Origin of the sequence: Anaerocolumna sp. AGMB13020 (assembly GCF_033100115.1) — a bacterium.
Lineage (GTDB): Bacteria > Bacillota > Clostridia > Lachnospirales > Lachnospiraceae > Anaerocolumna.
Genome location: NZ_CP136910.1, coordinates 5265590 through 5290841 on the forward strand (window position 1 = coordinate 5265590; position 25252 = coordinate 5290841).

At 39.0% G+C, this 25252-nt stretch carries 23 protein-coding genes; 22 read left to right on the top strand and 1 reads right to left on the bottom strand.

What is annotated here, in order from left to right:
• Positions 1-45 precede the first annotated feature (45 nt).
• The 17 genes from R2R35_RS22100 to R2R35_RS22180 all read left to right on the top strand — a co-directional run bounded on the left by R2R35_RS22100 (position 46) and on the right by R2R35_RS22180 (position 19221).
• The gene (locus R2R35_RS22100; RefSeq protein WP_317732023.1) at positions 46-1698 is read left to right on the top strand and encodes an NAD(P)/FAD-dependent oxidoreductase; all 1653 of its coding nucleotides are present in this window, start codon (positions 46-48) and stop codon (positions 1696-1698) included.
• Between the two features lie 189 nt (positions 1699-1887).
• Positions 1888-2739 carry a glutamate 5-kinase gene (gene proB / locus R2R35_RS22105; protein ID WP_317732024.1) on the top strand — a complete coding sequence of 284 codons (852 nt, stop codon included), beginning with the start codon at positions 1888-1890 and terminating at the stop codon, positions 2737-2739.
• A gap of 58 nt (positions 2740-2797) precedes the next feature.
• A complete protein-coding gene (locus tag R2R35_RS22110; RefSeq protein WP_317732025.1) occupies positions 2798-3007 on the top strand; it encodes a DUF896 domain-containing protein in 210 nt (69 codons plus the stop codon).
• The gene (locus R2R35_RS22115) at positions 3007-3564 is read left to right on the top strand and encodes a 5-formyltetrahydrofolate cyclo-ligase (protein WP_317732026.1); all 558 of its coding nucleotides are present in this window, start codon (positions 3007-3009) and stop codon (positions 3562-3564) included. The genes R2R35_RS22110 and R2R35_RS22115 overlap by 1 nt, the downstream gene beginning before the upstream one ends.
• Positions 3565-3816: 252 nt before the next feature.
• Entirely contained in the window at positions 3817-5061 is a 1245-nt protein-coding gene (locus R2R35_RS22120; RefSeq protein ID WP_317732027.1) for a glutamate-5-semialdehyde dehydrogenase, read from the top strand.
• Positions 5062-5231: 170 nt separating this feature from the next.
• Positions 5232-5744: a hypothetical protein gene (locus R2R35_RS22125; RefSeq protein WP_317732028.1), complete on the top strand. Its 513-nt coding sequence runs from the start codon at positions 5232-5234 to the stop codon at positions 5742-5744.
• Positions 5745-6404: 660 nt separating this feature from the next.
• On the top strand, positions 6405-7856 hold the full coding sequence (miaB, locus tag R2R35_RS22130) for a tRNA (N6-isopentenyl adenosine(37)-C2)-methylthiotransferase MiaB (RefSeq protein WP_317732029.1): 1452 nt from the start codon (positions 6405-6407) through the stop codon (positions 7854-7856).
• 447 nt (positions 7857-8303) lie between these two features.
• Positions 8304-9854: a ribonuclease Y gene (rny, locus tag R2R35_RS22135; protein WP_317734840.1), complete on the top strand. Its 1551-nt coding sequence runs from the start codon at positions 8304-8306 to the stop codon at positions 9852-9854.
• Positions 9855-10216: 362 nt separating this feature from the next.
• Complete coding sequence (gene proC, locus R2R35_RS22140; protein WP_317732030.1) at positions 10217-11017, top strand: pyrroline-5-carboxylate reductase; 801 nt, start codon at positions 10217-10219, stop codon at positions 11015-11017.
• A 62-nt stretch (positions 11018-11079) separates the two neighbouring features.
• The gene (locus R2R35_RS22145) at positions 11080-11616 is read left to right on the top strand and encodes an NUDIX hydrolase (protein ID WP_317732031.1); all 537 of its coding nucleotides are present in this window, start codon (positions 11080-11082) and stop codon (positions 11614-11616) included.
• Between the two features lie 83 nt (positions 11617-11699).
• Positions 11700-12305, top strand: coding sequence for a stage II sporulation protein M (locus R2R35_RS22150; RefSeq protein ID WP_317732032.1), 606 nt, complete (start codon positions 11700-11702; stop codon positions 12303-12305).
• Between the two features lie 548 nt (positions 12306-12853).
• Entirely contained in the window at positions 12854-13231 is a 378-nt protein-coding gene (locus R2R35_RS22155) for a BlaI/MecI/CopY family transcriptional regulator (protein ID WP_317732033.1), read from the top strand.
• Between the two features lies 1 nt (position 13232).
• Positions 13233-14318, top strand: coding sequence for a M56 family metallopeptidase (locus tag R2R35_RS22160; RefSeq protein ID WP_317732034.1), 1086 nt, complete (start codon positions 13233-13235; stop codon positions 14316-14318).
• 68 nt (positions 14319-14386) lie between these two features.
• Entirely contained in the window at positions 14387-15250 is an 864-nt protein-coding gene (locus R2R35_RS22165) for an ABC transporter ATP-binding protein (RefSeq protein WP_317732035.1), read from the top strand.
• Entirely contained in the window at positions 15247-17418 is a 2172-nt protein-coding gene (locus R2R35_RS22170; RefSeq protein ID WP_317732036.1) for a hypothetical protein, read from the top strand. The genes R2R35_RS22165 and R2R35_RS22170 overlap by 4 nt, the downstream gene beginning before the upstream one ends.
• Complete coding sequence (locus R2R35_RS22175; RefSeq protein WP_317732037.1) at positions 17411-18127, top strand: hypothetical protein; 717 nt, start codon at positions 17411-17413, stop codon at positions 18125-18127. The genes R2R35_RS22170 and R2R35_RS22175 overlap by 8 nt, the downstream gene beginning before the upstream one ends.
• A gap of 209 nt (positions 18128-18336) precedes the next feature.
• Entirely contained in the window at positions 18337-19221 is an 885-nt protein-coding gene (locus R2R35_RS22180; RefSeq protein WP_317732038.1) for a tyrosine recombinase, read from the top strand.
• A gap of 356 nt (positions 19222-19577) precedes the next feature.
• On the opposite strand, the gene R2R35_RS22185 is transcribed toward R2R35_RS22180, so the two are convergent.
• Positions 19578-20606: a 3-deoxy-7-phosphoheptulonate synthase gene (locus tag R2R35_RS22185; RefSeq protein ID WP_317732039.1), complete on the bottom strand. Its 1029-nt coding sequence runs from the start codon at positions 20604-20606 to the stop codon at positions 19578-19580.
• Positions 20607-20944: 338 nt separating this feature from the next.
• On the opposite strand from R2R35_RS22185, the gene R2R35_RS22190 reads away from it, so the two are divergent.
• From R2R35_RS22190 to R2R35_RS22210, 5 genes are all read left to right on the top strand, one after another.
• Complete coding sequence (locus tag R2R35_RS22190; protein ID WP_317732040.1) at positions 20945-22270, top strand: pyrimidine-nucleoside phosphorylase; 1326 nt, start codon at positions 20945-20947, stop codon at positions 22268-22270.
• A gap of 21 nt (positions 22271-22291) precedes the next feature.
• Complete coding sequence (locus R2R35_RS22195) at positions 22292-22846, top strand: hypothetical protein (RefSeq protein ID WP_317732041.1); 555 nt, start codon at positions 22292-22294, stop codon at positions 22844-22846.
• An 84-nt stretch (positions 22847-22930) separates the two neighbouring features.
• The gene (locus R2R35_RS22200) at positions 22931-23278 is read left to right on the top strand and encodes a YmaF family protein (RefSeq protein WP_317732042.1); all 348 of its coding nucleotides are present in this window, start codon (positions 22931-22933) and stop codon (positions 23276-23278) included.
• 309 nt (positions 23279-23587) lie between these two features.
• Entirely contained in the window at positions 23588-23833 is a 246-nt protein-coding gene (locus R2R35_RS22205; protein WP_442872259.1) for a PRD domain-containing protein, read from the top strand.
• A gap of 92 nt (positions 23834-23925) precedes the next feature.
• The gene (locus tag R2R35_RS22210) at positions 23926-25104 is read left to right on the top strand and encodes an MFS transporter (RefSeq protein WP_317732044.1); all 1179 of its coding nucleotides are present in this window, start codon (positions 23926-23928) and stop codon (positions 25102-25104) included.
• Positions 25105-25252 lie beyond the last annotated feature (148 nt).

Below are 25252 nucleotides of genomic sequence, written 5' to 3' on the forward strand. Positions count from 1 at the left end.
AAATAAAAAGCAGAAGTTTCGCCTACACAGAAAAAGAGGTAAGAGATGTTACAAATATCCCAGTTAAAATTAAGAGTTGGTCATAGTACAGGGGATTTATATAAGCTTGCGGCAAAAACCTTAAAAATAACAGAGCAGGAAATACAACAGCTTGTTATAACAAAGAAATCCATTGATGCCAGAAAAGAAGATATATTTTATGTCTATCAGGTAGAGGTACAGATAGCCGCTGAAGAGAAAAAACTTGCAAAACTAAAAGCGCCAAACGTAACCATCGCAAAAGCGGCTGGTTACGATTTTAAACCCTCCGGTATAAATAAGCTTTCTCAACGTCCTGTTATAGCTGGCTTTGGCCCTGCCGGATTATTCTGCGGGCTAATGCTTGCAAGAAACGGATACAATCCCATTATACTGGAACGTGGAGAAGAGGTTGACAGCCGTGTTAAATCGGTAGAAGAATTCTGGAAAAGCGGGAAGCTTAACAGAGAGTCCAATGTTCAATTTGGAGAAGGCGGTGCAGGAACCTTTTCTGATGGGAAGCTTAACACCCTTGTCAAAGACAAATGGGGAAGAAATCAGGAAGTTCTAAAGATCCTTGCAGAGCATGGAGCACCGGAGGAAATCCTATACCTTAATAAACCCCATATTGGCACGGATAAATTAAGAAACGTGGTGAAAGCCATCAGGGAGGAAATAAAAAGCCTTGGCGGTGAGGTGAGGTTCAATACCTGCCTTACGGATGTTAAGACTGAAAAAGGAACAATAACCGGAGTCGAACTAAACCATGAGGAGTTTCTTTCCTGTGATTGTCTGGTACTGGCATTGGGACACAGTGCAAGAGATACCTTTAAACTCCTTTGGGAGAAGAGAATGAAACTGACTTCGAAATCCTTCGCCATTGGACTTCGTATGGAACACCCGCAGATTCTGATCAGCCGGAACCAGTATGGCAACAGGTATACAGAGCTTCCTCCGGCAGACTATAAACTGACCCACAATGCTGTGAATGGCAGAGGGATTTATTCTTTTTGCATGTGCCCGGGCGGGTTTGTCGTAAACGCTTCCTCAGAAGAAGGTCGCCTTGCAGTAAATGGTATGAGTAATCATGCCAGAGATGAAAGGAATGCGAACAGTGCCTTAATCGTAACGGTTACTCCACCAGATTTTAAGGAACTGGTTCTGAAAGACGAGCAGGGCTTCAAAGAGACGTACGATGGTGTAGGTGCGGAGGAGAATCCTATGATAGGTGTTGAATTTCAAAGGATTTGGGAAGCAAAAGCTTATGAAGCCGGAAGAGGACGAATACCGGTGCAGCTCTATGGTGATTTCAAATGCAACAGGACAAGCAGCGGCTTTGGCAGCATAACACCGAATACCAAAGGGGAGTATAATCTGGCAAACCTAAGGGATTGTCTGCCGGAATATGTATCAACTGCACTGATGGACGGAATCCAGGCTTTTGAGAGAAGAATAGAAGGGTTTTCCAACGAAGAAGCTGTTTTAACCGGTGTGGAGACAAGAACCTCTTCCCCCCTTCGAATGGAACGGGATGAATTTTTTGAAGCCAGTATTAAAGGTATATATCCCTGTGGTGAAGGTGCTGGTTACGCCGGAGGAATCACCTCTGCGGCAATTGACGGAATCAAAGTATTTGAAGCGATTGCCTCCAAATATAAGGCAAATGAAGCATATAATTAGAATGATGTGGAATTATATGTATTCTGAGAGGGCAGCGTGGTAAAGGAATACAGTAATTTTTAACAAAATATACAAAGCGGATATTTACACCACATGGAAATTAATGTACAATAATAATAATTGTTATGAATATTAAGAGGGGCTGTCATCAGAGAGAGGATTTAAGCCTCGGGGAAGGATGAATCACAAGTGTCTTTAAGAGAACTGTTAAAGGATAAGAAAAGAATTGTTATTAAGATAGGATCATCTTCATTGACCCATGAAGAAACAGGACGTATCAATCTCTCTAAAATGGAGAAATTAGTACGTATACTGACAGATATCAGAAATCAGGGAAAAGATGTGATATTAGTATCCTCCGGAGCTATTGCTGTAGGAAAGGAAACGTTAGGCCTGCAAAAGAGACCAACTGAGAAAGTAGAGAAGCAGGCCTGTGCTGCAGTGGGACAGGCAAGACTGATGATGGTATATCAGAAGTTGTTTGCTGAATACAACCAGATTCCGGCACAAATATTAATGACCAAATATACAATGATTAATGATATCAGCAGAGCAAATGCTTTTAATACCTTTGAGGAATTGTTCCGAAAAGGTGTTATTCCAATTGTTAATGAAAATGATACTGTTTCTACCGATGAGCTTGAATTTGGTGATAATGATACTCTTTCCGCAATCGTTAGTGCGCTGATACAAGCTGACCTCTTAATACTGTTGTCTGATATAGACGGACTCTATACGGATGATCCGAAGAAAAATCCCCAGGCTGAGTTTATAGATTATGTCGAGCATATCGACACGAATCTGGATAATATGGCGAAGGATTCCTCTTCCTTAGTAGGAACAGGCGGAATGGCTACAAAGATCAGTGCTGCGAAGATTGCTACGGCTTCCGGTGCAGACATGGTAATAGCCAATGGTGAGGATGTCAGTGTAATCAGTGCTATTGTAAGCGGGGAGAATAAAGGTACCTTCTTTAAGGCTCATAAAGATGAAAAGTTCATATTATTGGACTATATCAGCACAAAACAATACTCAAAATAAAAAATAAGATGTATAAACAGCAATAAGTTTATAAACACAAATTAGAAGAGGAATGCATATGGAAGATTTAAAATTGACAAGAATAAATGAATTATACAAAAAATCTCAGGAAGCAGGACTTACGGCGGAAGAAAAAGAAGAGCAGGTGAAGCTTCGCGGTGAATATATCCAATCTGTGAGAAATAATCTAAGGGGTACGCTTAATCAGATAAGTATCTTAAATCCTGACGGGACGGTAACTGAACTATCAAAAAAGGATAAACATTAATGAAGAAAGAAGAGATAAGGCAGGAAATCAGAGAGCAGAAAGCATCCCTCTCCAAGGAGGTAATTGACCTGCAGAGCAGTATAATCAGAGAACAATTTCTGGCGTTAAGAGAATATAAGGAGTGCAGCCAGTTAATACTCTATGCAGCATTTAACCAGGAGGTCAATACACTGCCTTTGATCAGACAGGCACTCCTTGACGGTAAAAAAGTAGCACTCCCGAGAGTCATGAAGGAAACGATTGAATTTTATTATATCAACTCTATTTCCGATCTGGAAGAAAGCGCTTTTGGAATTCCGGAACCGGAGCCTGTTGATATACTTCAATTAGAAAAGAACTTTAATTTAATATTAGTACCGGGTCTGGCCTTTGACAAACAAGGAAATCGTATCGGGTATGGAAAAAGTTTTTATGACAGGTATTTTATATCCCACGAGGAATCTTTTCTAAAAATTTGCTTTGCCTATGGATTTCAAGTGTATGAGGAGATACCTTTTGAAGCACATGATGTTAAAATAGATATTCTCATAACCAAAGACGGCGTATTAAGAATATAATTCAAATGCTTATTATTCAGAAATTATTTAGTTCTATACATTAATATAGTCAGAAAAACTGGTTGTATCCTCCTATTAGGCAGTTCTGCTTTAACTTCGCTCATTGTGCTGAGCTGCCTGCACATAACTCATACAATCAGCTGTAAATAAGGCACAAGTGGTTTTCAAATATGAGCAGGGATATGTAATCGATTGTTCACAAATACGTTTTTTTGATAATCTATAAGCAAAAAAAGCAGAAAGGGTGATTTCATGGAGTTGGTAGAGATAGGAAAAAAGGCAAAAAAAGCGGCGACCCGTCTAAATACTCTCAGTCAGGAAAAGAAAATAGAGGGTCTGAAAGCAGCAGCCCAGGCATTAAAAAGTCATAGGGATAAAATACTAAATGCTAATATCTCAGACGTAGATAAGGCCAAAGAAAATGGTATGACGGATGCACTCATTGACAGACTGCGGTTAACGGAAGCCAGAATTGAAGCGATGGCGGAGGGGCTTATTGATATTGCAGCCTTAGAGGATCCTGTTGGTGAAGTTTTATCCATGAAAGAAAGACCAAACGGACTCTTGATTGGGCAGAAGAGAGTCCCAATGGGGGTTATCGGTATCATTTATGAATCCAGACCAAATGTTACAGCAGATGCTTTCGCTTTATGCTTTAAAACTAGTAATGCAGTAATATTAAGAGGCGGAAGCGATGCAATTCATTCCAATACTGCTATAGTAGATGTTATTCGAGAAGCACTTGCCCATACAGGTATAACAGAAGATGCCATACAGTTGGTTTGGGATACCAGCAGAGAAACTGCGAAACAGTTAATGTGCATGAATAAGTATGTTGATCTCTTAATACCCAGAGGCGGTACGGGGCTTATCAAAACAGTAGTAGAGAACAGTACCATTCCGGTAATTGAGACAGGAACCGGTAACTGCCATGTATTTGTGGATGAAACAGCCGACTTTGAAATGGCATTAAATATAATACACAATGCCAAAACCCAGCGTCTGGGGGTCTGTAATGCCTGTGAGTCACTGGTTGTGCACAGCAGTATAAAAGATACCTTTCTCCCGGTTTTATATGAAATGCTGCAAAAGAATCAGGTGATTATCAGAGGGGATGAAATCTCCAGAGAGATTTGTCCCAAGATAGAAGCAGCAACGGAAGAAGATTATGCTACCGAATACCTGGACAGAATCATTTCATTAAAAGTCGTGGATTCCATTGAAGAAGCCATAGAACATATTAATCAATATAATACTGGGCATTCAGAAGCAATTATTACAAAGGATTATAACAATTCCATGAAATTTCTGAACGAGATAGATGCAGCAGCAGTTTATGTTAATGCGTCAACCCGTTTTACCGATGGTGCAGAATTTGGGTTTGGAGCAGAAATCGGAATCAGTACTCAAAAACTCCACGCCAGAGGACCTATGGGGCTTCTTGCTTTAACCTCTACGAAATATATTATTTTCGGCAGCGGACAAATAAGGCCCTGAAGAAAGCCGGGTAAAAATAACGAAACGAATTAAGCTGCCTATGAAATTTGATTTATAAGGGCGTGTCAGAATATTTTTCAATAAAAAGACACATTCCAATAAATCCGGTTACATAGGCATTTTAGCAGTCAGTGATCATTCAATTTCATTACATTCGAAGAGGGGCAGATATGAATAAGCTGGAAAGACTGTTACATAAAGCAAAGAAACTGCAGGAGCCTGGAGCAGGAACTGTCCAGGAATATAATGAGACACTGTGGGATTTGGGACGGCAGGTATTAAATCTATATGTTAAAGGAAAGCTAAATATTGAAAAGAACAGTGTCTGTCAAATCCGAGACGAGAATGTATTAAATCTCAGCAGTTTTGTGAAGGAGGCCGGAAAATATCCACCGGCAGGAAAAGACCGTGAAGTTGATGAGTGTAGATTTACAGAAGCTATAGCATACTGCCATCTGGATTTATCAAAGGTGACGGAAGAAGCAGCCGGTAACAGATACCATGTTACTTACAGTTATTATCGTGGTGATAATAATCCCAGAGGAGTACCGGCAGCACTTGCAGATTTAATTTTGAGAGTATTTCGAATATGTAATTATTATGAGATTGATATTGAAACAGTCATTAATGAAAAACATGAACATTATAAGAAGAAATTAGATGAAAATAAGTATTTGCACTAGTAGGGGAGAATATAAGGTTATATATTCAAGGTAATATTTGTAATGCTGATATTATGGCAAGTATATGACTTACATTATAAATTAACAGGATGATATACAGTAGAAAGGCAGCATGTTATAATTTACCTGTATATGAATTAATAGGGGGAAGAAAGTTGGGGAAATACAGAAGATATTTTATTTTAGTTATTGTTATGGTAATATTTTATAGCTGGAGCAGTCTGGAACCACATGTTAGTGCAGCAGCTAACAGAACGAAAATTACAAAGTCCAATATAGCTGATGTAGAGAACAGTATACAGAGGAGTGTTATAAAAGGTTATCTATCTGATTATTCATGTGAGAGGATGAGAGCTTTATGTTAATATCATTATTTCTGATACTTTTCTATACATCAATAGGGTTTGTGTTTTTTCGATTGGCAGTATATTTTGGTAAGAAGATTCGGTTTCATAATATGTTTATTCATCTGAAGAGAGTCCTCTTAAGAATCAGATATAGATTTATGAAATAATGCCTGTAAGTGTTTTCCTGGGTAGCCTGCGCATATGCTGGTTACCCCGTTTTTGAGTTACTTGAGTATTGTATTTTCGGGCTACATAAGATATAATTTTAGGATGCGGCACCAGATAAATGTATATTGAAAGTTGAGAATATGGAATGAGCAGTGTACTTATGGATCTTGATGAATTTGATTTAAATAGCAAAGAACCTATAACCGAGCCGGAGCGCCAATATTATTTTATGGCAAAATGCAGGGAATGGGTAAGAAATAAAGAAAAAGAAATTAATCGTCCCTTAACCTTTTCGGTAGTTACCTTCGGGTGTCAGATGAATGCCAAGGACTCCGAGAAACTGGCAGGAATCCTGGAGCAGATAGGTTATCATCAGATAGAAGGAGAAGAGGCCGATTTTGTTGTTTACAATACCTGTACAGTAAGAGAGAATGCCAATACCCGTGTTTATGGAAGACTTGGATATTTGAACAGCTTAAAGAGAAAGAATCCCAATATGATGATTGCCCTGTGCGGTTGTATGATGCAGGAGGATGCAGTTGTAGATAAGATCAAGAAGAGCTACCGATTCGTAGATATGATCTTCGGAACGCATAATATCTTTAAGATGGCAGAACTTATGCATACCAGAATACACAGTAAGACCATGATAATCGATATCTGGAAGGATACCAATCTCATTGTGGAGGATCTGCCCAGCGAGAGAAAATACAAATTTAAAGCTGGTGTAAATATTATGTATGGCTGCAACAATTTTTGCAGTTATTGTATTGTTCCTTATGTAAGAGGCAGGGAGAGAAGCAGAAATCCCGAGGATATTGTAAAGGAAGTAAAAGAACTGGTAGCTGACGGCGTAATAGAAATTATGCTGCTTGGTCAGAATGTTAATTCCTATGGAAAAAGCCTTGAGGAGAAGACTACCTTTGCCGGTCTGCTTAAACTCTTGGAGGAAATAGAAGGACTTGAGAGAATAAGATTTATGACCTCTCATCCAAAGGACTTATCCGATGATTTGATTGAAGTAATGAAGAATTCAAAGAAGATATGTAAGCATCTTCATTTACCGGTTCAGGCTGGCAGTACCAATGTGTTAAAGAAGATGAACAGAAGTTATACCAAAGAAGATTACCTGAGCTTGGTTGACCGGATTAAGACCGCTATGCCTGATATTTCCCTGACTACAGACATTATTATTGGCTTCCCGGGTGAGACGGAGGAGGATTTCTTAGAGACCCTGGAGGTTGTGGAAAAAGTGCGTTATGACAGTGCGTACACCTTTCTTTATTCCAAACGTTCCGGTACTCCCGCTTCGGTAATGGAGAATCAGGTAGAAGAATTGGTTGCCAAGGATCGTTTTGACAGATTGCTAAAGGTGGTTCAGAAGATTTCCTCCGAAATGACAGCAAGAGTAGCAGGAAATGTGGAAGAAGTACTGGTAGAAGAGATAAATGGGCAGGATCCTTCTCTTATGACTGGAAGGCTCAGCAATAATATTCTTGTACATTTTAAAGGATCTGAGGAACAGATCGGTAAAATAGTTAAGGTTAAGCTGGCTGAATGCAAAGGATTTTATTATATGGGAGAACTATGTAATTGATATAAATTTTTGTACCTATAAAAGCATAAAATACCTTAGTTTAAGCATTTTTATACTTTGACAGGGAAATGAAAATCAATGAAAGGGTCTATAATACTAAATAGAAGCCAACAAGATAAGTTGAATCATAATAATCTATTTCTTCAGGTTATTTGATCCTGAAAAATCGATTATAGGGTTCAACTTATTTATCTTTCTGTAAATGAAAACATCCAATATAATAACCTTTTTCTTATTACTGGAAGAAAATAATTATTTTATAGAACTGTTAGCAAGAATATAAGAAAGTCATGATGGGTTTTAGGTTATTGTGTCTAATTTCGGTGGAATTTGACATAATGCATAAAAATTTAATGGGGATACTTGACATACTCATGAAAACAGTATAAAATTTATATGTTGTATATTTGTACAATGAAAATTCAATAAGGAGGTGCTCCAGTGCCGATACCAGTTTGGGTAATAATAACTATTATTGCAACCTCGGCCATCGTTGTTCCTCTTGTCTGGAAACTTGCTATTTCCTACCATGTTAAGGTTGTAGAAGCCAAGATAGGTACTGCAGAAGAAAAAGCAAGGGAAATCATAGATGAAGCTTTAAAAACAGCTGAAACTAAGAAAAGAGAAGCCTTACTTGAAGCAAAGGAAGAGTCTTTAAAGACTAAGAATGAGTTAGAGAAGGAAACGAAGGAAAGACGAGCAGAAGTTCAACGTTATGAAAAAAGGGTTCTGTCCAAGGAAGAAACCTTAGACAGGAAAATCGAAGCACTCGAGAAGAAAGAATCCAGACTCTCTGCAAAAGAGGCTGAACTTGACAAAATCAAGGCAGAAGCTGAAGAGCTTCATGCAAGACAGCTGCAGGAATTGGAGAAGATTTCAGGACTTACCTCCGAACAAGCGAAAGAATATCTTTTAAAGACAGTTGAAGACGAAGTTAAGCATGAAACTGCAATGTTAGTTAAGGAACTTGAAAGCAAAGCAAAAGAAGAAGCAGACAAAAAAGCAAAGGATTATGTTGTTACTGCAATACAGAAATGCGCAGCAGATCATGTGGCAGAAACTACCATATCCGTTGTACAGCTTCCAAATGATGAGATGAAAGGAAGAATTATCGGAAGGGAAGGAAGGAACATTCGTACCCTTGAGACCCTTACAGGTGTTGATCTTATAATTGATGATACTCCTGAAGCCGTAATTCTATCCGGATTTGACCCTATCAGAAGAGAAGTGGCAAGAATTGCCCTTGAAAAGCTGATTGTGGACGGACGAATCCATCCTGCAAGAATTGAAGAGATGGTGGAAAAGGCTCAAAAAGAAGTTGAAGTCATGATTCGAGAAGAAGGTGAAGCAGCAACTCTTGAAGTTGGTGTTCATGGAATTCATCCTGAGCTTGTCAGACTTCTCGGTAAGATGAAGTTTAGAACAAGTTATGGACAAAATGCTTTAAAACATTCTATAGAAGTTGCCCAATTATCCGGATTACTTGCCGGTGAGATAGGCGTTGATATCAGAATGGCAAAGAGAGCCGGATTACTGCATGATATTGGTAAATCTGTTGACCATGAAATGGAAGGCTCACATATTCAAATCGGTGTTGATTTGTGCAGAAAGTATAAGGAATCTGCAATTGTAATTAATGCAGTAGAATCCCATCACGGCGATGTGGAACCTGAATCATTGATTGCGTGCATCGTACAGGCTGCGGACACCATTTCGGCTGCGAGACCAGGTGCCAGAAGAGAAACATTAGAAACATACACAAACAGATTGAAACAATTAGAAGATATCTCCAATAGCTTTAAGGGAGTAGATAAGTCATTTGCGATACAAGCAGGCAGAGAAGTACGTATTATGGTAGTGCCAGATCAGATATCTGATGCAGACATGATATTACTTGCCCGTGACATATCAAAGCAAATTGAGTCTGAGCTGGAGTATCCGGGTCAGATTAAGGTTAATGTAATCAGGGAATCACGAGTGACAGATTACGCAAAATAATGAATAGTTATTAAGATGGTCGAAATTCCTAATATAGGAATTTCGCCATCTTTTTTTGAAATCAGGTAATTTAATACTTTAATCTGATAAAATGATATGGTTTAAGCTGGCATTGAGGAAGTATGAAATAAAGGGCTTACGCATTCTGAATTGTTGTATTACCATATTTGTAAGCAGATGCTGTAGGTAATGGGCAGCTAATGTGATAAAGTAGTTTTATACTTCTTATTTGGACTATAACTTAATAGGGCTTGCAATATAATGGGAGATAGTTTGTTATTTGTTAGATTTTGTGATATTATTAGTATACAAGTCCTGATAAAAAATTCAGGGTAGCAGGGAATGGAACCAGGAGGATTACAATGGATAAAATCGGATTTATAGGTGTCGGTAATATGGGATTACCAATGCTTATGGGAGCTGTAAAGGTGTTTGGAAAGGAATCTCTTTTGTTTAATTGTGTGAGAGCTGAAAGAAAAGAATTCATAAATCAAAAGACCGGAGTTAATTTTGCAAATAACAACAAGGAGTTGGTCCAGTCCTGTAAATATATTGTATTAGCGGTTAAACCTCAGTTTTTTCATGAGGTATATGCTGATATAAAGGATAGTCTGACAACGGAGCATATCTTGATTTCTGCAGCGGCAGGTATTACGATTGCTGCTATGAAAGAGGCACTTGGTGTTTCAGTCAGAGTTGTTCGCTCTATGCCAAATACTCCCGCCCTTGTAGGAGAAGGAATGACAGCAGTCTGCTATTCCAAAGATGAGTACACTAAGGTTGAGAAAGAACTGCTTCACAGGTTCTTTGAAGCTTTTGGTAAATACGAGGAGTTTGAGGAAGGTTATATAAATGCTTTAATCTGTGCCAGCGGCAGTTCACCGGCATACGTTTATATGTTTATTGAAGCGTTGGCAGACAGCGCAGTAAAGTATGGGATTCCAAGAGAGAAGGCATACAAGCTGACCGCTCAGGCAGTACTGGGAGCAGCAAAGATGGTATTGGAAACAGGAGAGCATCCCGGAAAATTAAAGGATCAGGTGTGTTCTCCAGGTGGAACCACAATAGCTGCCGTAGCAGCTCTGGAAGAATCCGGATTTCGCAATGCGGTAATGAAAGCCACGGATGCCTGCTACGAAAAGGCGGTATCTCTTAGTAAATAAAATAGTGAAAAGTACTGGTGCTTGGAAATAAAAGGTGCCAGAGAAAATAGATGGGAGTAAATATGGATAACGAATATAAGCGTTTAAAAAGAACACCAGTCCACAAAGGTCATATCATTGATGTCTATACAGACACTATGGGACTGCCAAGCGGAAAGACAGCTGATTGGGATTTTATCAGTCATAAGGGGGCGGCTGCTATTGTCCCGGTTACGGAGGATGGCAAGATTATTATGGTCAGACAATACAGAAATGCAGTGGAAAAATATACCCTTGAGATACCTGCTGGAGGCCTGAATCCCGGAGAAGATATGAAAACCTGTGCCGGAAGAGAATTAGAGGAGGAGACAGGTTACAGAACAGATCGGATTGAGCATTTATTTGATCTTTATACAACGGTTGCTTTCTGTAATGAAAAAATAGGCATCTATTATACAGAGCATTTAATTCCTTCGAAGCAGAACCCTGATGAAGATGAATTCGTATCAGTGGAAAGCTATACGGTAGAGGAGCTGGTTAATTTTATTTTTACAGGGCAGATTGAAGATGCGAAAACGATTGCAGCCATTTTGGCTTATAAAACCAAACGAAATAAATAACTTATCTATGCCGGCTTAATAGCCGGCATTATTTTTGTATAAGCTTCATATGTTATCTTATAGACGTTGGCACAGGTGTTATTATGGATTTTGTGAAGCAGCAATTGCGCAGACTGGGAGAAGTAAAGGCCGGTCTGCTGTTAATGGCAATGGGAGCTGTTCTCGGTATCGTATTCGCCAGAGTATTTAAGAGCTTCTATCAGGGGAATATAAATATATTGGATAAAGATTATTTGTATCAGATAAGGACAGCCTCCATCGATTATAAGTTATTATTGAAATATGTATACTGGGATCTTTTTAAGAATTTTATACTCTTTTGGATGGTATGTGTAACCTCCCTTGGTATTCCGTTTATTTGCCTATGCCTGGTTTATCTCGGATTTCAGGGTAGCTTTTTTATCTCGGTAATCCTTATGAAATATCATTTTAAGGGACTCTTATTGATCTTTGGTTACACTTTCCCTCAATATCTGATTTACATACCGGTTGCACTGATTTCCATTCGATGCGCATATTGGCTCTGCAAGAGTCTGCGATATGACATGACTAGTAAGAAAGGAAAAAGAGAAAAGATTGGAAAATATATGTTTCTGGTAATATTATTGGGGATGGTTCTGGCACTGGGAGGACTATCGGAGGCTTATATAGGCTCCTATATAATCAGAAAAATATTGTATTTCTTTTAAGCTGGGATACGGGAGATTCTTAACATGTTTCAGGTTTGCCAAAACAAAAGTTATTAAAGGAGCAAAAGTTCAGCTGGATTAGTAGAGGCGATAGACAATAAGCAATAAGTCTATGGCCTCTATTATTATAGCTAAAGATATTTTAGGCAATTGTAAAAAAAGAATTGACTTTTATTTTAGACAAGTGTAAAATATGATTATAATTGTTAAAATAAGGGTTTTGATTTGAATTTAGGAGAGAAAGAAACAGACAGAAAGAGGGAAGGACAGAAGGTTAGAAGGAAAAAAGGAAAAAAGGAAAAAAGGAAAAAAGGACAAAAGGATAGAAGGACAGGAGGACAGGAGGACAGGAGGACAGAAGAACAGAAGGAGAGATGGAAAAATAGATATGTAAACAGAAGGTGATTTATAGTGAGAAGAAGAGTGCTGAATAAAAAATTTAAATGACGGAAGTGTAAAGAGGGCCGGATGATATCAAAAGACATAGAAAAACAGCATAAAAAACAGCATAAAAGACAGCATAAAAGACAGCGGAAAGAGAGGCTAATATGAAAGACATTAAGAAACTACCGGAGGCAGAATTTGAAATAATGAAAGTTATCTGGATGAATGAACCGCCTATTACTACGAATATAATTATGGAGCAGTTGGGGAATACCCGTGGATGGAAAGCGCCTACAATTATTTCTTTGATGCTTCGATTGGTAGATAAAGGTTTTCTTAAGACAGAAAAGAATGGAAAAGAGCGAATTTACTTTCCCTTAATCACCCGAGATGACTATCTTAAGCTGGAAACAGGAAACTTTATGAAAAACTATCATGAGAACTCTTTTCTTAGCCTTGTCAATACCCTTTATGATGATAAAAAAGTCAATGACAAGGACCTGGAGGAACTGATGGAGTGGGTTAAAAGCAGGAGGAAATAGCATGGAGAGAATTTTGGAATTACTTGTGGCAAACTCTGCTGCCATGTCGTTGTTAATCATCTGCTTTCTTATCCTAACACCACGATTGCTGAACAGATATCATGCCAAATGGATCTATTATTCCTGGCTGTTTCTTGTAATCGGTTTAGTTATCCCCTTCCGTATACATTTTCAAATCATGTTTGAACGTCCCTCAAGTGAACCCATATTTATTTACAATTATTATCAGGGCAATGACCAGGATATGTATCTGAGGGAAGGAAAGGAGACTGAGAGTGAAAGCCTCCCCTCACATCAGATAATTGAAAGCGTATGGCTTATTGGATTCATAAGTTTTATCCTTTGCCAGGGACGAAAGCATTACCGATTCACAAAGCTGTTAAGGCGTTGGGGAGAAGAGGATAAGGCTTCTGCGGAATACAAGCAGTTGCAGAAGCTAAGCCGTGATATGGGAATATCAAAACCTGTCAGATTACTGATTAGCCCATGTATTTCAAGTCCAATGCAGATAGGCTTTGTAAAACCGGTTTTAGTACTTCCTGCTATGGATTTATCCGATGAAGAGCTTTCTCTGATATTGCGGCATGAGCTGATTCATTTTATAAGAAAGGATCTTTGGTATAAGGGCTTGGTGCTGATAGCAACAGCAATCAATTGGTTTAATCCTCTGGTATACCTTATGGGCAAAGCAATCGGAGAGCAATGCGAATTATCCTGTGATTATGAAGTGGTGAAAGGCTCTGATACCGAGAAAAAAATACGGTATTGTGAAACGATTATAGGAATGATGCAGGGGCTTTCCAAAGCAGAGCCAGTTTTTTCTGCCAATTTATCAAATGGTAGGAAGGGCATAATGAAAAGAATCTATTCTATTATGGATGGTAGCGAGAAGAAAGCAGGTGCCGTGATACTAGGTATGGCCTTATTCGGAATCATACTGACAGGAGTCGATTTTAACACAACAACGGTACAAACAGTAATTGCTGTAACCACTGATATAACCACTGAAATAATTGAGGCAGGGGAAGACGAAGAAATTGGTGTCAGCTCAGAAAGCAGTTATTATTTGGACAGGCAGATGAAATAATTCAGGGATTAAGGTTATAGGTAGTTTAATTTGGAAAGAGAAATTTCTAATATAGAAAGGGGTTTATAATGGATATCTCAATTAATCAGATCAATAAAATTTATCCGGGAGGGAAAAAGGCTCTTAATGATGTTACCATTGAGATGAAAAGTCCTAACTTAATCGGATTGGTTGGACCAAATGGTGCCGGTAAATCAACACTTATGAAACTGCTGGTAGCTGAATTGCTGCCTACTTCCGGTAATATAGCAGTGAATGGAGTGGAATTACTAAAAAATGAAAAAAAATTAAAAGCTTCATTGGGTTATCTGCCTCAGACCTTTGGTTTATATGATGAGCTGACAGTATATCAGTTTTTGGATTACATGGCTGCTTTAAAAGGAATTAAGAATAGTAAAGAAGCGATTAAGGAAGCAATAAAGGAAACGAATCTGGGGGAGAAAAGCAAATCCAAGATCAAAACGCTCTCAGGAGGACAAAGACAAAGAGTTGGTATCGCACAGGCATTCCTTGGCAATCCTGATTTGCTTATATTTGATGAACCTACCGTAGGGCTTGATCCCGAGGAAAGAATAAATTTCCGAAATCTGTTTTCAAAAAAAGCAGAGGATAAAATCGTAATATTATCTACCCATATTATTGAGGATGTACAATCTATCTGCAACCGGCTGATTGTATTACATGAAGGCAGAATACGATATGACGGTACACCGGAGGAGCTAATCTTAATGGCCTGGGAGCATGTAGGTATCCTGGAAGAGGATAAGCAAGCAGAACAGGGGGATTACCATGTAACAACCCGCATCAATACTGCAAATGGGGTGAGATGCCGTATCGTAGCCAAGGAATTACCTCCGGAGGCCAAGCAAACGGAGCCCACTTTAGAGGATGCTTATATGTATCTGATAACCAGAGAGGATGTGGACATATGAATTTCCTGACCTATCTAAAAGTTGAAACAGGGCGTATCCTTCGAGCCAGATTTACCTGGTGTATTCTGCTTCTTACTGTTCTTACTCCGCTGGCTGGGTATTTCCTCTACAAACCTTCTAATACCTTAATGAGATCAGCGGCTTATATTGCTAACCCTGCACTGGCAGGTGCATTTGGAGGTGCTTTTCTATTTTCCATATTAGCTCTTTATGAATTTGATATGGTACATAGAAATAGAACTGCCGTGATAACAGACAGTATCGTATCACCGGTTCTGCTTAATGTCGTAAGGATGACATCGCTAATAATAGCTGCAATCCTATGTGGTATCCTGTTAACAATCCTGTATCTGCCGTATACAGTAATTGTGCTTGGAACTGTATTTCAGCTGTCCTTATATTTAAAATGCTTCTGGTTTGTCACGGTTCCTGCCTATATCATTGCTGTATTGGCAGTAACGGGAATATATCAAATCGTAAAACGGGTGGATATAAGCTTCCTTCTCTTTTTTATTTTTGCCTGCGCTAATTTAACGGGATTAATGTATAACAGCTTTATCTTGCGTTGGATTAACCCGGTGATTCCGGTACTCTCCGACGATTTTGGCAACACCTATGTATTGATGATGGTATTGTATAACAGAATATTCTGGCTGCTTTTACTTGGCGGTATCTGGATATTTTCATTACTATGCGTTCGCAGATATGCGAAAGGTCTACCTGGTTCCCTGATTCATAACAGCAGAAAGGTGTTTTTGCCGATTATGTCCATCGTTATGATCGCAGGTTCTGTCTGCTTATATAACGAACAGCCTTTTATTGATAACAGCCCTCTTGAAATAAATTACGATGCCTATAATAAACTGGTCTATAACGAACAAATACAGCTTAAGAAATATTATGTTCAGATAACGCCGGATGTAAAAAGCGGACAACAGCATGGAATACAGACGCTTCAATTGATAAATGACAGCGGTCAGGAGCAGGTGGGTATGGTATCTGTTAATCCCGGTTACAAAATTCTTAAGATGACTGCCAATTCAAAAGCTATTGATTATACTGATCTTGAAGATGATGATTTAAATCAGAAACAAATCAGCTTTACCCTGCCAAAGGACAAAGAGATAGAGCTTGTTATTGAATATGGAGGTTTTCCTAAGTTATGGAGTATTGAAGAAACCTTTCCCGGACAAACGGAAATTAGCAAGGATTATATATTTCTTGTAAATCAGGATTTTGCTCCCCTTCCAGGCTTTTATGGTGCCGAGGAAACCATTGCGGACATTACAGTGCCTTCCAATCTGATACCTGTTACGGCAGGAGATACCATAGAGGTGCTTCAGGAGAATAAGGATGGTACAACAACCTGGCGAAGCACCGGTGGAGGAATTATCTGGCATCTTTATGCTGCGGAGTATGATGTGAAGCATATTGAAGCTGCTGGAGCCAAGATTGATTTTTATTACAGTGCCAAACATAAAGCTGCTATGGAACGTGTTAAGGTTGATGATACATTAAAGGAAGTATTTGAATATTGCAGTAAGCATTATGGTGCCTTTCCTTTTATAACAGAAGAACATCCCTTTAAGCTGGTAGAACTCACCGCTTATATGGGAGGCGGATTTGCGATGGACGGTATAAGTGTAATGGATGAAAACTGCTTCAGTGAAGAAGGTTTAAAAGACCCACTAAAAGGAGCTTCAGGCAATGAAGTTATGGCACATGAAATCATACATCAGTGGTGGGGCCTTGGAAAGATGTTTCCCTGGGATACTGATAGCGGATGGTCTGGCGAAGGCTTGACGGTTTATACCACCTACCGGTTAATGAAGGAAAAGTATGGTTCGGAGTATGCCAGGAAACATTACGTTGATGTATGGGAAAAGGAAGTTTCAGACTATTATCTAAATTTTTACCACAGAAATCCTGAATACCTGAACAAACTGCCGGAAACTTATCAGGCAAGGATTAAAAACTCAAAAATTACTGTTATGAATTACTGTGAAATTCCACTTAAGATCCTAAAGGCCGAAGGGCTGGTAGGGGGAGAAGAAAAAATGGATCAGATACTGGCTGAAATATTTGGTAATTCGAACCAGCCGGAACTGAGTTATCAAGAGTTTCTTGATGCCTGCGGTCTGACAAAGGAGGACTTAAACCTTGATTAAATTATTTGGATATGAAGCAAAACGGCTGTTGTGGAACAAATTCTATATAATACTTTTTGCAATTACTATATTCAATGGCTGGTATACCTTATTTGGTAATGTAATTATGGGAATTTCGAATACAGCACCTTTCTCACCCTGGAGCTTTGGTTATTATCTGGCGCAGGTAATGCCTGTTCAATTAATCTGTACTTTATTTTTTGTTACCTATATCTATTCGGCGAAAGAAAAAAGTGTCCAGCGGTTAACTCTTGCGACTTCGATGGATACGGTGAAGTTTATGCTGGTCCGCATTACTGTTATCACGATTGGGTATTTGCTTTTATGCATTGGTGTCCTTGTACTTGGTTTCACCTTTTATGCTGTGGTATTTCAGTTAAAGGATTTTTCAGCGTTTCTTCTGCCGGCTCTTGTAGTGCTGATTCCCCCTGTAATATTTGTGCTGGGAATCGGATTAATAGCCGGAAGGTTTCATAACAGTCTGGTTTATGGATTGATGGCAGTAATTTTTATCATCAGTTTTATTGGTTTACCCTATACCGTGGATTTAATAGGCGGAGGTGTCTTCCTGCATTATCCGATTGCTTTGGGTTCGCTGGATCCGGCATTTGCTCTGCCTGTGTCATTTGTACTTGGCAGAATTGGCTATACAGCAATTGGATTGGCATTGATTTGTTATTGCTGTAAAGCTGAAGTTAAAAGAACTTAGAGGGAATATTGCACTTTCTTATAAACCATGTGACTAGTACTGTCTTGTATAATTATTGATTAATATCAGTGTCTTAAACTTTTAGGGAGTATAGGAATGAATATAACCTCAAAGAACTGTAATATTTGATTTGCAATTCCCAAAACTAGCAATTATAATGATAATAACAGGACATATGTTATATTATTTCGTTAAAGGAGAATTGCTGTATGAAGGCTGCACTGCAGGAATTTATTACATATATGACAGAGGTTAAGAATGCAAGTGTAAACACCTGTCTTTCTTACAAAAATGATTTGACCAAGTTAATCAATTACATGTATAAGCAAAACATTACGGAAGAAGATAAAATCAGCGAAACCAGTTTAAATTCCTACGTTCTGACTCTGGAAAAGGAGGGATTGTCACCGGCTACGGTTTCCAGGAATATTGCTTCTATCAAAGCATTTATCTTATATCTTATCAAGCATGGTAAAATGAAGCATGACCCCACAGAGAGAATGAAGTCTCCTAAAATTGAAAAGAAGCCTCATACTTCCCTGTCAACGGAAGAAGTGAGCGGACTATTGGATCAGCCAAATATCAATACCATAAAAGGTATGAGAGATAAGGCCATGCTGGAACTGCTATATGCTACAGGTATCAGGGTAACGGAACTTATATCCATCAAACTGGAGGATCTGAACCTTAAGAACAGATTTCTAAGATGTGCCGGTGCCAAAAAAGAAAGGCTTATTCCTTTTGGAAATATGGCCAAGCATGCTCTTGAGAATTATTTCAGCTTTGGCAGACCGAATCTGGTAGGAAGTGTAAGTACGGATTTTCTCTTTACGAACCTTTCTGGAGAGCCTATGAGCCGTCAGGGATTTTGGAAGCTGCTGAAGAGTTATGGAAAAAATGCCGGAATTACCATGGAAATAACACCGCAGATTCTAAGAAACTCATTTGCTGCACATATGATTGAAAATGGAGCAGATTTAAGAAGCATTCAGGAATTTTTGGGCCATGCGGATATCTCCACTACGCAATTTTATTTACAGAGCGGGGACCGGAAGCTGACGAAAGTATATACAGATACACATCCGAGGGCTTAGCATTCGAAATTGAAAGGTCATATTAAATATAACAATGCAAGAAAATGAAGTATACAGGAATTGTAAGAGAGAAATTATAGGCGCTTTTTCACCAAGGCTTTAACCTTAAGAGTGTTAATCGTGATATGGATTACAGGGGAGTTGCTGTTATGCCATCAATTGATTGGAACAGGGATTCCTGCATATGTAGGATATAAATATAACAAAGGCTGCTGTTTTAAACTTAGCAGGAAGACATTTATTGATTATCTCCCTGTTTATGTGTTAAAACAGTAGCCTTGTGCATTATTATACAATTTTATAACAGAATAGTAAGGGACTGTTAGGAAAGCGGACTAAGTTTAGTCCAGAATTCGTTAAATGTGATCAGCTATTGCATAAATCAGCTTTTCGGATTCAGCCCATCCTAAGCAGGCGTCGGTTATGGATTTTCCGTAGGTGTGTTCTGATACCTTCTGATTACCAGGCTCGATATAGCTTTCGATCATAACACCTTTTACCAGTTTGGAGATATCCGGATTCACGGATCTGCTGTGCAGGATTTCCTTGACAATACGGGGCTGCTCAAAATACAGCTTATTGGAATTGGCATGGTTCGCGTCTATGATGGCAGCGGGATAAGTGAGCTCTCTTTCATTATACATTTCGAGCAGATGTATCAAATCTTCATAGTGATAATTGGTAATAGCCTGTCCGTGTTTGTTGACAGCACCTCTTAATATACAGTGCGCCAGAGGATTGCCTGTGGTTTTTACCTCATAGGCACGGTAGAGGAAGGTATGAGAAGCTTGTGCGGCTACACAGGAATTCAGCATGACAGATAAATCTCCGCTGGTGGGATTCTTCATGCCGGCAGGGCAGTCGATGCCACTGATGGTGAGGCGGTGCTGCTGGTTTTCTACGGAACGTGCGCCTACGGCCACATAAGAGAGGATATCCTCCACATAAGGCCAGTTCTCTGGATAAAGCATTTCATCAGCAGCGGTAAGGCCGGTCTCTTTGATTGCCCTTAAGTGAATTTTTCTCATGGCTATAAGACCTTCCTGCAAGTCAGGTTTCTTTTCGGGATCCGGCTGATGGGCGATGCCCTTGTAGCCCTCTCCGGTAGTACGGGGTTTATTGGTATAGATTCTTGGTATCAGAATTAACTTATCCTTAACCTTCTCCTGTACTTTGGCAAGTCTGTTAATGTAATCGCAGACAGAATCTTCATTATCAGCAGAGCAAGGTCCTATAATTACTATAAATTTATCGGATTTCTCCATGAAAACGTCTTTGATCTCTTGGTCTCTTTCTGCTTTAGCAAGTCGTTCCTGTTCTGTCAGAGAATAAGTACTCAGTAGTTCGGCAGGAGATATAACTTCTTTTCGGTAATCGAAACTCATAATAATGCTCCTTTGCGTATAGTAGTCAAAACTTATTATAGAGCATTGTATCTTTTTTTGAAAGCCAAGTCAACAAAATTTATAAATATGCAAAGTCCTAAATGAAAAGCATCAAATATGCTTTTCATATTATATCCTCCTAGGTCTGATGTGTGTATTTTTGGGGTCTGACAGGTGTATTTTTAAGGTTTAAGTTGAATAATACCACTTAAAAGAATATAATAATAAGGAACCCTTTAAGGTGTGTATGCGAAGGAAATACAGTTATCATACACATCCTGATGATTGGAAAAAAAGAAACTCAAATAAATAGATGGAACCCGATGGAGGAAATTATAATGAACATGTATGACCTTATTACAAAAAAGAAAAATGGACAGGCTTTGACCGAAGATGAGATTACTTTTATCGTAGATGGCTTTACAAAAGGTACAATTCCCGATTATCAGATGTCAGCCTTTTTAATGGCAGTATGCTTAAAAGGCATGAACAAGGAAGAGACCATAGCTTTGACCATGGCTATGGCAGCCAGTGGAGATATGTTGGACCTTTCAGAAATTGAAGGGGTTAAGGTGGATAAACACAGTACCGGTGGAGTGGGAGATAAGACTTCCATGGTGCTCTCTCCTATGGTGGCATCACTGGGGATTCCGGTTGCCAAGATGTCAGGCAGAGGGCTGGGGCATACAGGCGGTACCATTGACAAGCTGGAGAGCTTTGAAGGATTTTCAACGGCTATTCCAACGGAACAGTTTATCGCCAATGTCAACCGCATGAAGATGGCAATTGTAGGACAGACAGCGAATCTTGCTCCGGCGGATAAGAAAATTTATGCTTTAAGAGATGTAACAGCCACAGTGGACAATATTTCATTAATAGCCAGCAGTATCATGAGTAAAAAAATTGCCTCCGGTGCAGATGTAATTGTACTGGATGTAAAGACAGGCAGTGGCGCATTTATGAAGACTTTGGATGAATCCATTGCATTAGCCCAGGCTATGGTGGAAATTGGTAACGGTGTTGGAAGAGAGACGTTCGCCGTAATTACAGATATGAATGAGCCCCTTGGAAATGCAGTGGGTAATTCCATTGAAGTAAAAGAAGCCATTGATACCTTAAATGGAAAAGGGCCAAAGGATCTTCTGGAAGTAAGCTTAACCCTTGGAAGCTATATGGTTTATGGTGCCGGGAAAGCTGCAACGGTAGAAGAGGCAAGAAAAGCCTTGGAAGCTACGATAACAGACCGTACAGCCTTGGATAAATTTGCGGAATTTGTACGTGCACAGGGTGGGGATGACAGTTCTGTATATGATACGGATAAATTCCCTAAAGCAACTATCATAGAAGAAGTTAAGGCTCTTACAGAGGGTTATGTTACCTCTATTATAACAGATGAGATCGGAATGACTTCCCTTGTTTTAGGCGGTGGAAGAGAAACAAAGGATAGCGAAATTGATTTAGCAGTTGGAATTGAGATTGTTAAAAAAATCGGTGATAAGATCAATAAAGGAGATACTCTTGCAGTGCTTTATGGCAATGTTCCTGCGAAGGTTGAGGCAGCAAGACAAAGGCTGCTTGGAGCTTATGTTATAGGTTCACAGCAGGTAGAGCCGGTGAAGTATATTTACGGTATTGTTACCAGAGACGGACTTAAATTGTTCTGATAGATAAAAGGAGAGTCATAGATGGAGGACAAAAGGGGACCCGCAGCCGGACAATTATTTTTGGATAAAGAGAAGAAACTCCTTCAGTTTATTCTGATTGCAACTAATCAGGATAACGGGAAAGAGATTGCGGTATATCAGGATTTATCGGGGGATTATAAGGTTTATGCCAAAGAGTTAAGCAGCTTTCTTAGAGTAATGATTCCGTATGAACCATCAATTCCGTATGAATCATCAATTCCGTACGAATCATCAACTCCGTATGAATCATCAACTCAGCCCAATGTAATACAAGACATGGAAGAGATTAAGACCAGACTTAAGGAAACAGCTTTTGTTCCGGAGGAGAAGGATGCTGTCAGCCCTGTCCTGCTTGCATTTCTTGACGCTGACACCTACGAGGAGAAGCTGAATGTCCTGATTGGCTGCCGTAAGAACCTGACAGACAGGATTGTAAACCATATGGCAATCTCTATTGATTGTATTGTAGAAGACGGCGATATGGAAGAACGAATCAACAATCTTATTTATTGTCTGAAGACCCATGCCAGATTTGAAGACAAGAGGCTTCGTTAAGGTTAGCACCCTTTTTATACAATAAGCATATGATACTCTTAGGCACAAAAGCATACAGGATGGTGTCTTAAGGAGTTGAAGAGCTTGCATTATATAAAATTAAGAATGAATAGCAATGACTCACAATATAAGAATCATGTGCATGAAGTGCAGGGATATGTGAAGATGGCAGAAGATAAGCACTATCACAAATTTTCTTTTGTTACCGGAGAGGCTGTGTTTACAGGGAATGGTGAACATTATCATGAAATTGCCTTTCATACGGATAATGCGGAGGGACATTTTCACACTTTTGAGGGAAAGACTTATAGGGCTGTACCCATGGGCGACAGACATGTACATTACCTGGAAGGAGATACCTCTAACGAGAATGGGCACAGACATGGCTTTCGTCTGGTTACATTAATGAATAATCCCACAGACATTTTATAGAAGCATAATTAGAGATAGATGATCTTTGAGAAAATTTTTCATGTGTTCTTACATTTTAAATAGATCAATTGCTATTTTGTTGTTCAGAAGAAAAATGATAATATGCAGATAGTATGCCCGGAGTCTGAACTATGGCTCTGGGTTTTTGACATTGCTTTTCATTTTATCAACGCACAGCACAATAATCCGTATAATGCTAACAATCGTATTATAACGCAGACATTAAAGGATATTCTGGATATTGTTAAATATAATTTCATACTTTGTTAGGATGAAGAAAGTATTGCTTATTCCAGATTTACAACACATTTGAGGCTTTTTGCCCAAAGGCTGCTTACAGACTGCCAGATGCCGGAGGAATCAAATGACCTTTTGTATCATCAAATAATATCCAATTGCAAAAAGGAACATGCCTGTGTGAAGAAGGTTGGAAAGTATATTCAGGAAAGGTTCCAAACAGCTTTGACGGCTACCGAAGAATTATATCTGACAATCCATATTCACAGAGTACTGGGAGAGTACAATCAAAAAAAAGGAGGCACGGCAGAAATATAGCCCGCGATTGCGGACAAACATGAGTTTATATGATAAACTTTCATTATCTTGAAATAATTATTCGTATAAAGTGGACGGATGGGAGCTATAAGGTGAAGAAAATTTCTAAATATCAGGAGATAATATTCCTGGCAATGGTATCATTATTCTGGTTTGCGCAATATGTTTATATGCCATATCAGACCATGTATTTAACGGCATATGGAGTCACAAGCAGTTTTGTGGGAGTAGTAATAGGGGCATATGGAATATCACAATTACTGCTTCGTTTTCCTATCGGGTTAATGGCAGATTCCGCAGGACGGCATAAGCTGTTTATTGTGACTGGTGCATTGGCAGCAGGAATGGCTTCCCTTATAAGAATTTTTTGGCCTGGAGGTGCGGGATTTCTGGCAGCGAACCTTTTATCCGGGCTTGCTTCCTCTATGTGGATATCTTTTATGGTATTCTATACCAACTGTTATGTAGATAATCAGCAGCAGACTGCAACCAGCCGTATCATCCTCTTTAATAATTTGGGCATTCTTTTGGGATTTGTCACCAGTGCACTACTTTATGACTGGCTGGGTATGCAAACGATCTGTATTTTAAGTTTTGCGGCAGGCGCACTTGCATTTTGTCTGGGTCTGCTGATAAAAGAACCAAAGGAAAACCATGAAACCATAGCTGTGAGGAAATTGATAAAAATATGTTTGAATAAAAGGATCTGGATGTTTGCCTTTATTGCCCTGATTCAGCAAGGAATCCAATTGTCAACGACCATGTCGTTTACTTCTCAGATATTGAGAGATTTAGGAGCAACAGGAGCAAAAGTAGGGCTGGCGTCCATTGTCTATATGATTTCTGCTGTCGGTTTTTCGGGATTTGCTTCCTCGAGGTTCTGTGTTAAGAGAGGACCAAAGTTTTGGATTCCTTTGGTATTGGTATTTATCGCATTGTACTGTATTCTGGTACCAAGCGTAAATTCTGTCCCTGTTATTTTCCTGCTTCAAATATTACCTGGTATGTCCACGGGAATTCTTTTTTCTTTTGCAACCTCAGAAGCCATGAAAGAGGTGCCAAAAGAAAAAAAATCAACTGCTATGGGATTCTTTCAGGCATTTTATGCTATAGGAATGACACTGTTTCCTGTTCTTACCGGGGATATAGCATCCAGATTTAATATACGGACCGCATATTTTGTATTGGCTGGAATTGCAGTTATGGGTTGCTTTTTTGTATTATATTTTTACATATCAAAAGATAAGTTAAAAAAAGTTGTTAGGCATTGAATACAGACTGGAAGAAGTCCAATTGCTCTTATGCTGGCTGAAAGCAAGATGTCGTTTATAGATAATTAAAACCAGTTGACAAGTAACATAGGTATAAGCTATTATTTTAATATGTTTAGAAAATTATAAAATATTTTAATATTATACG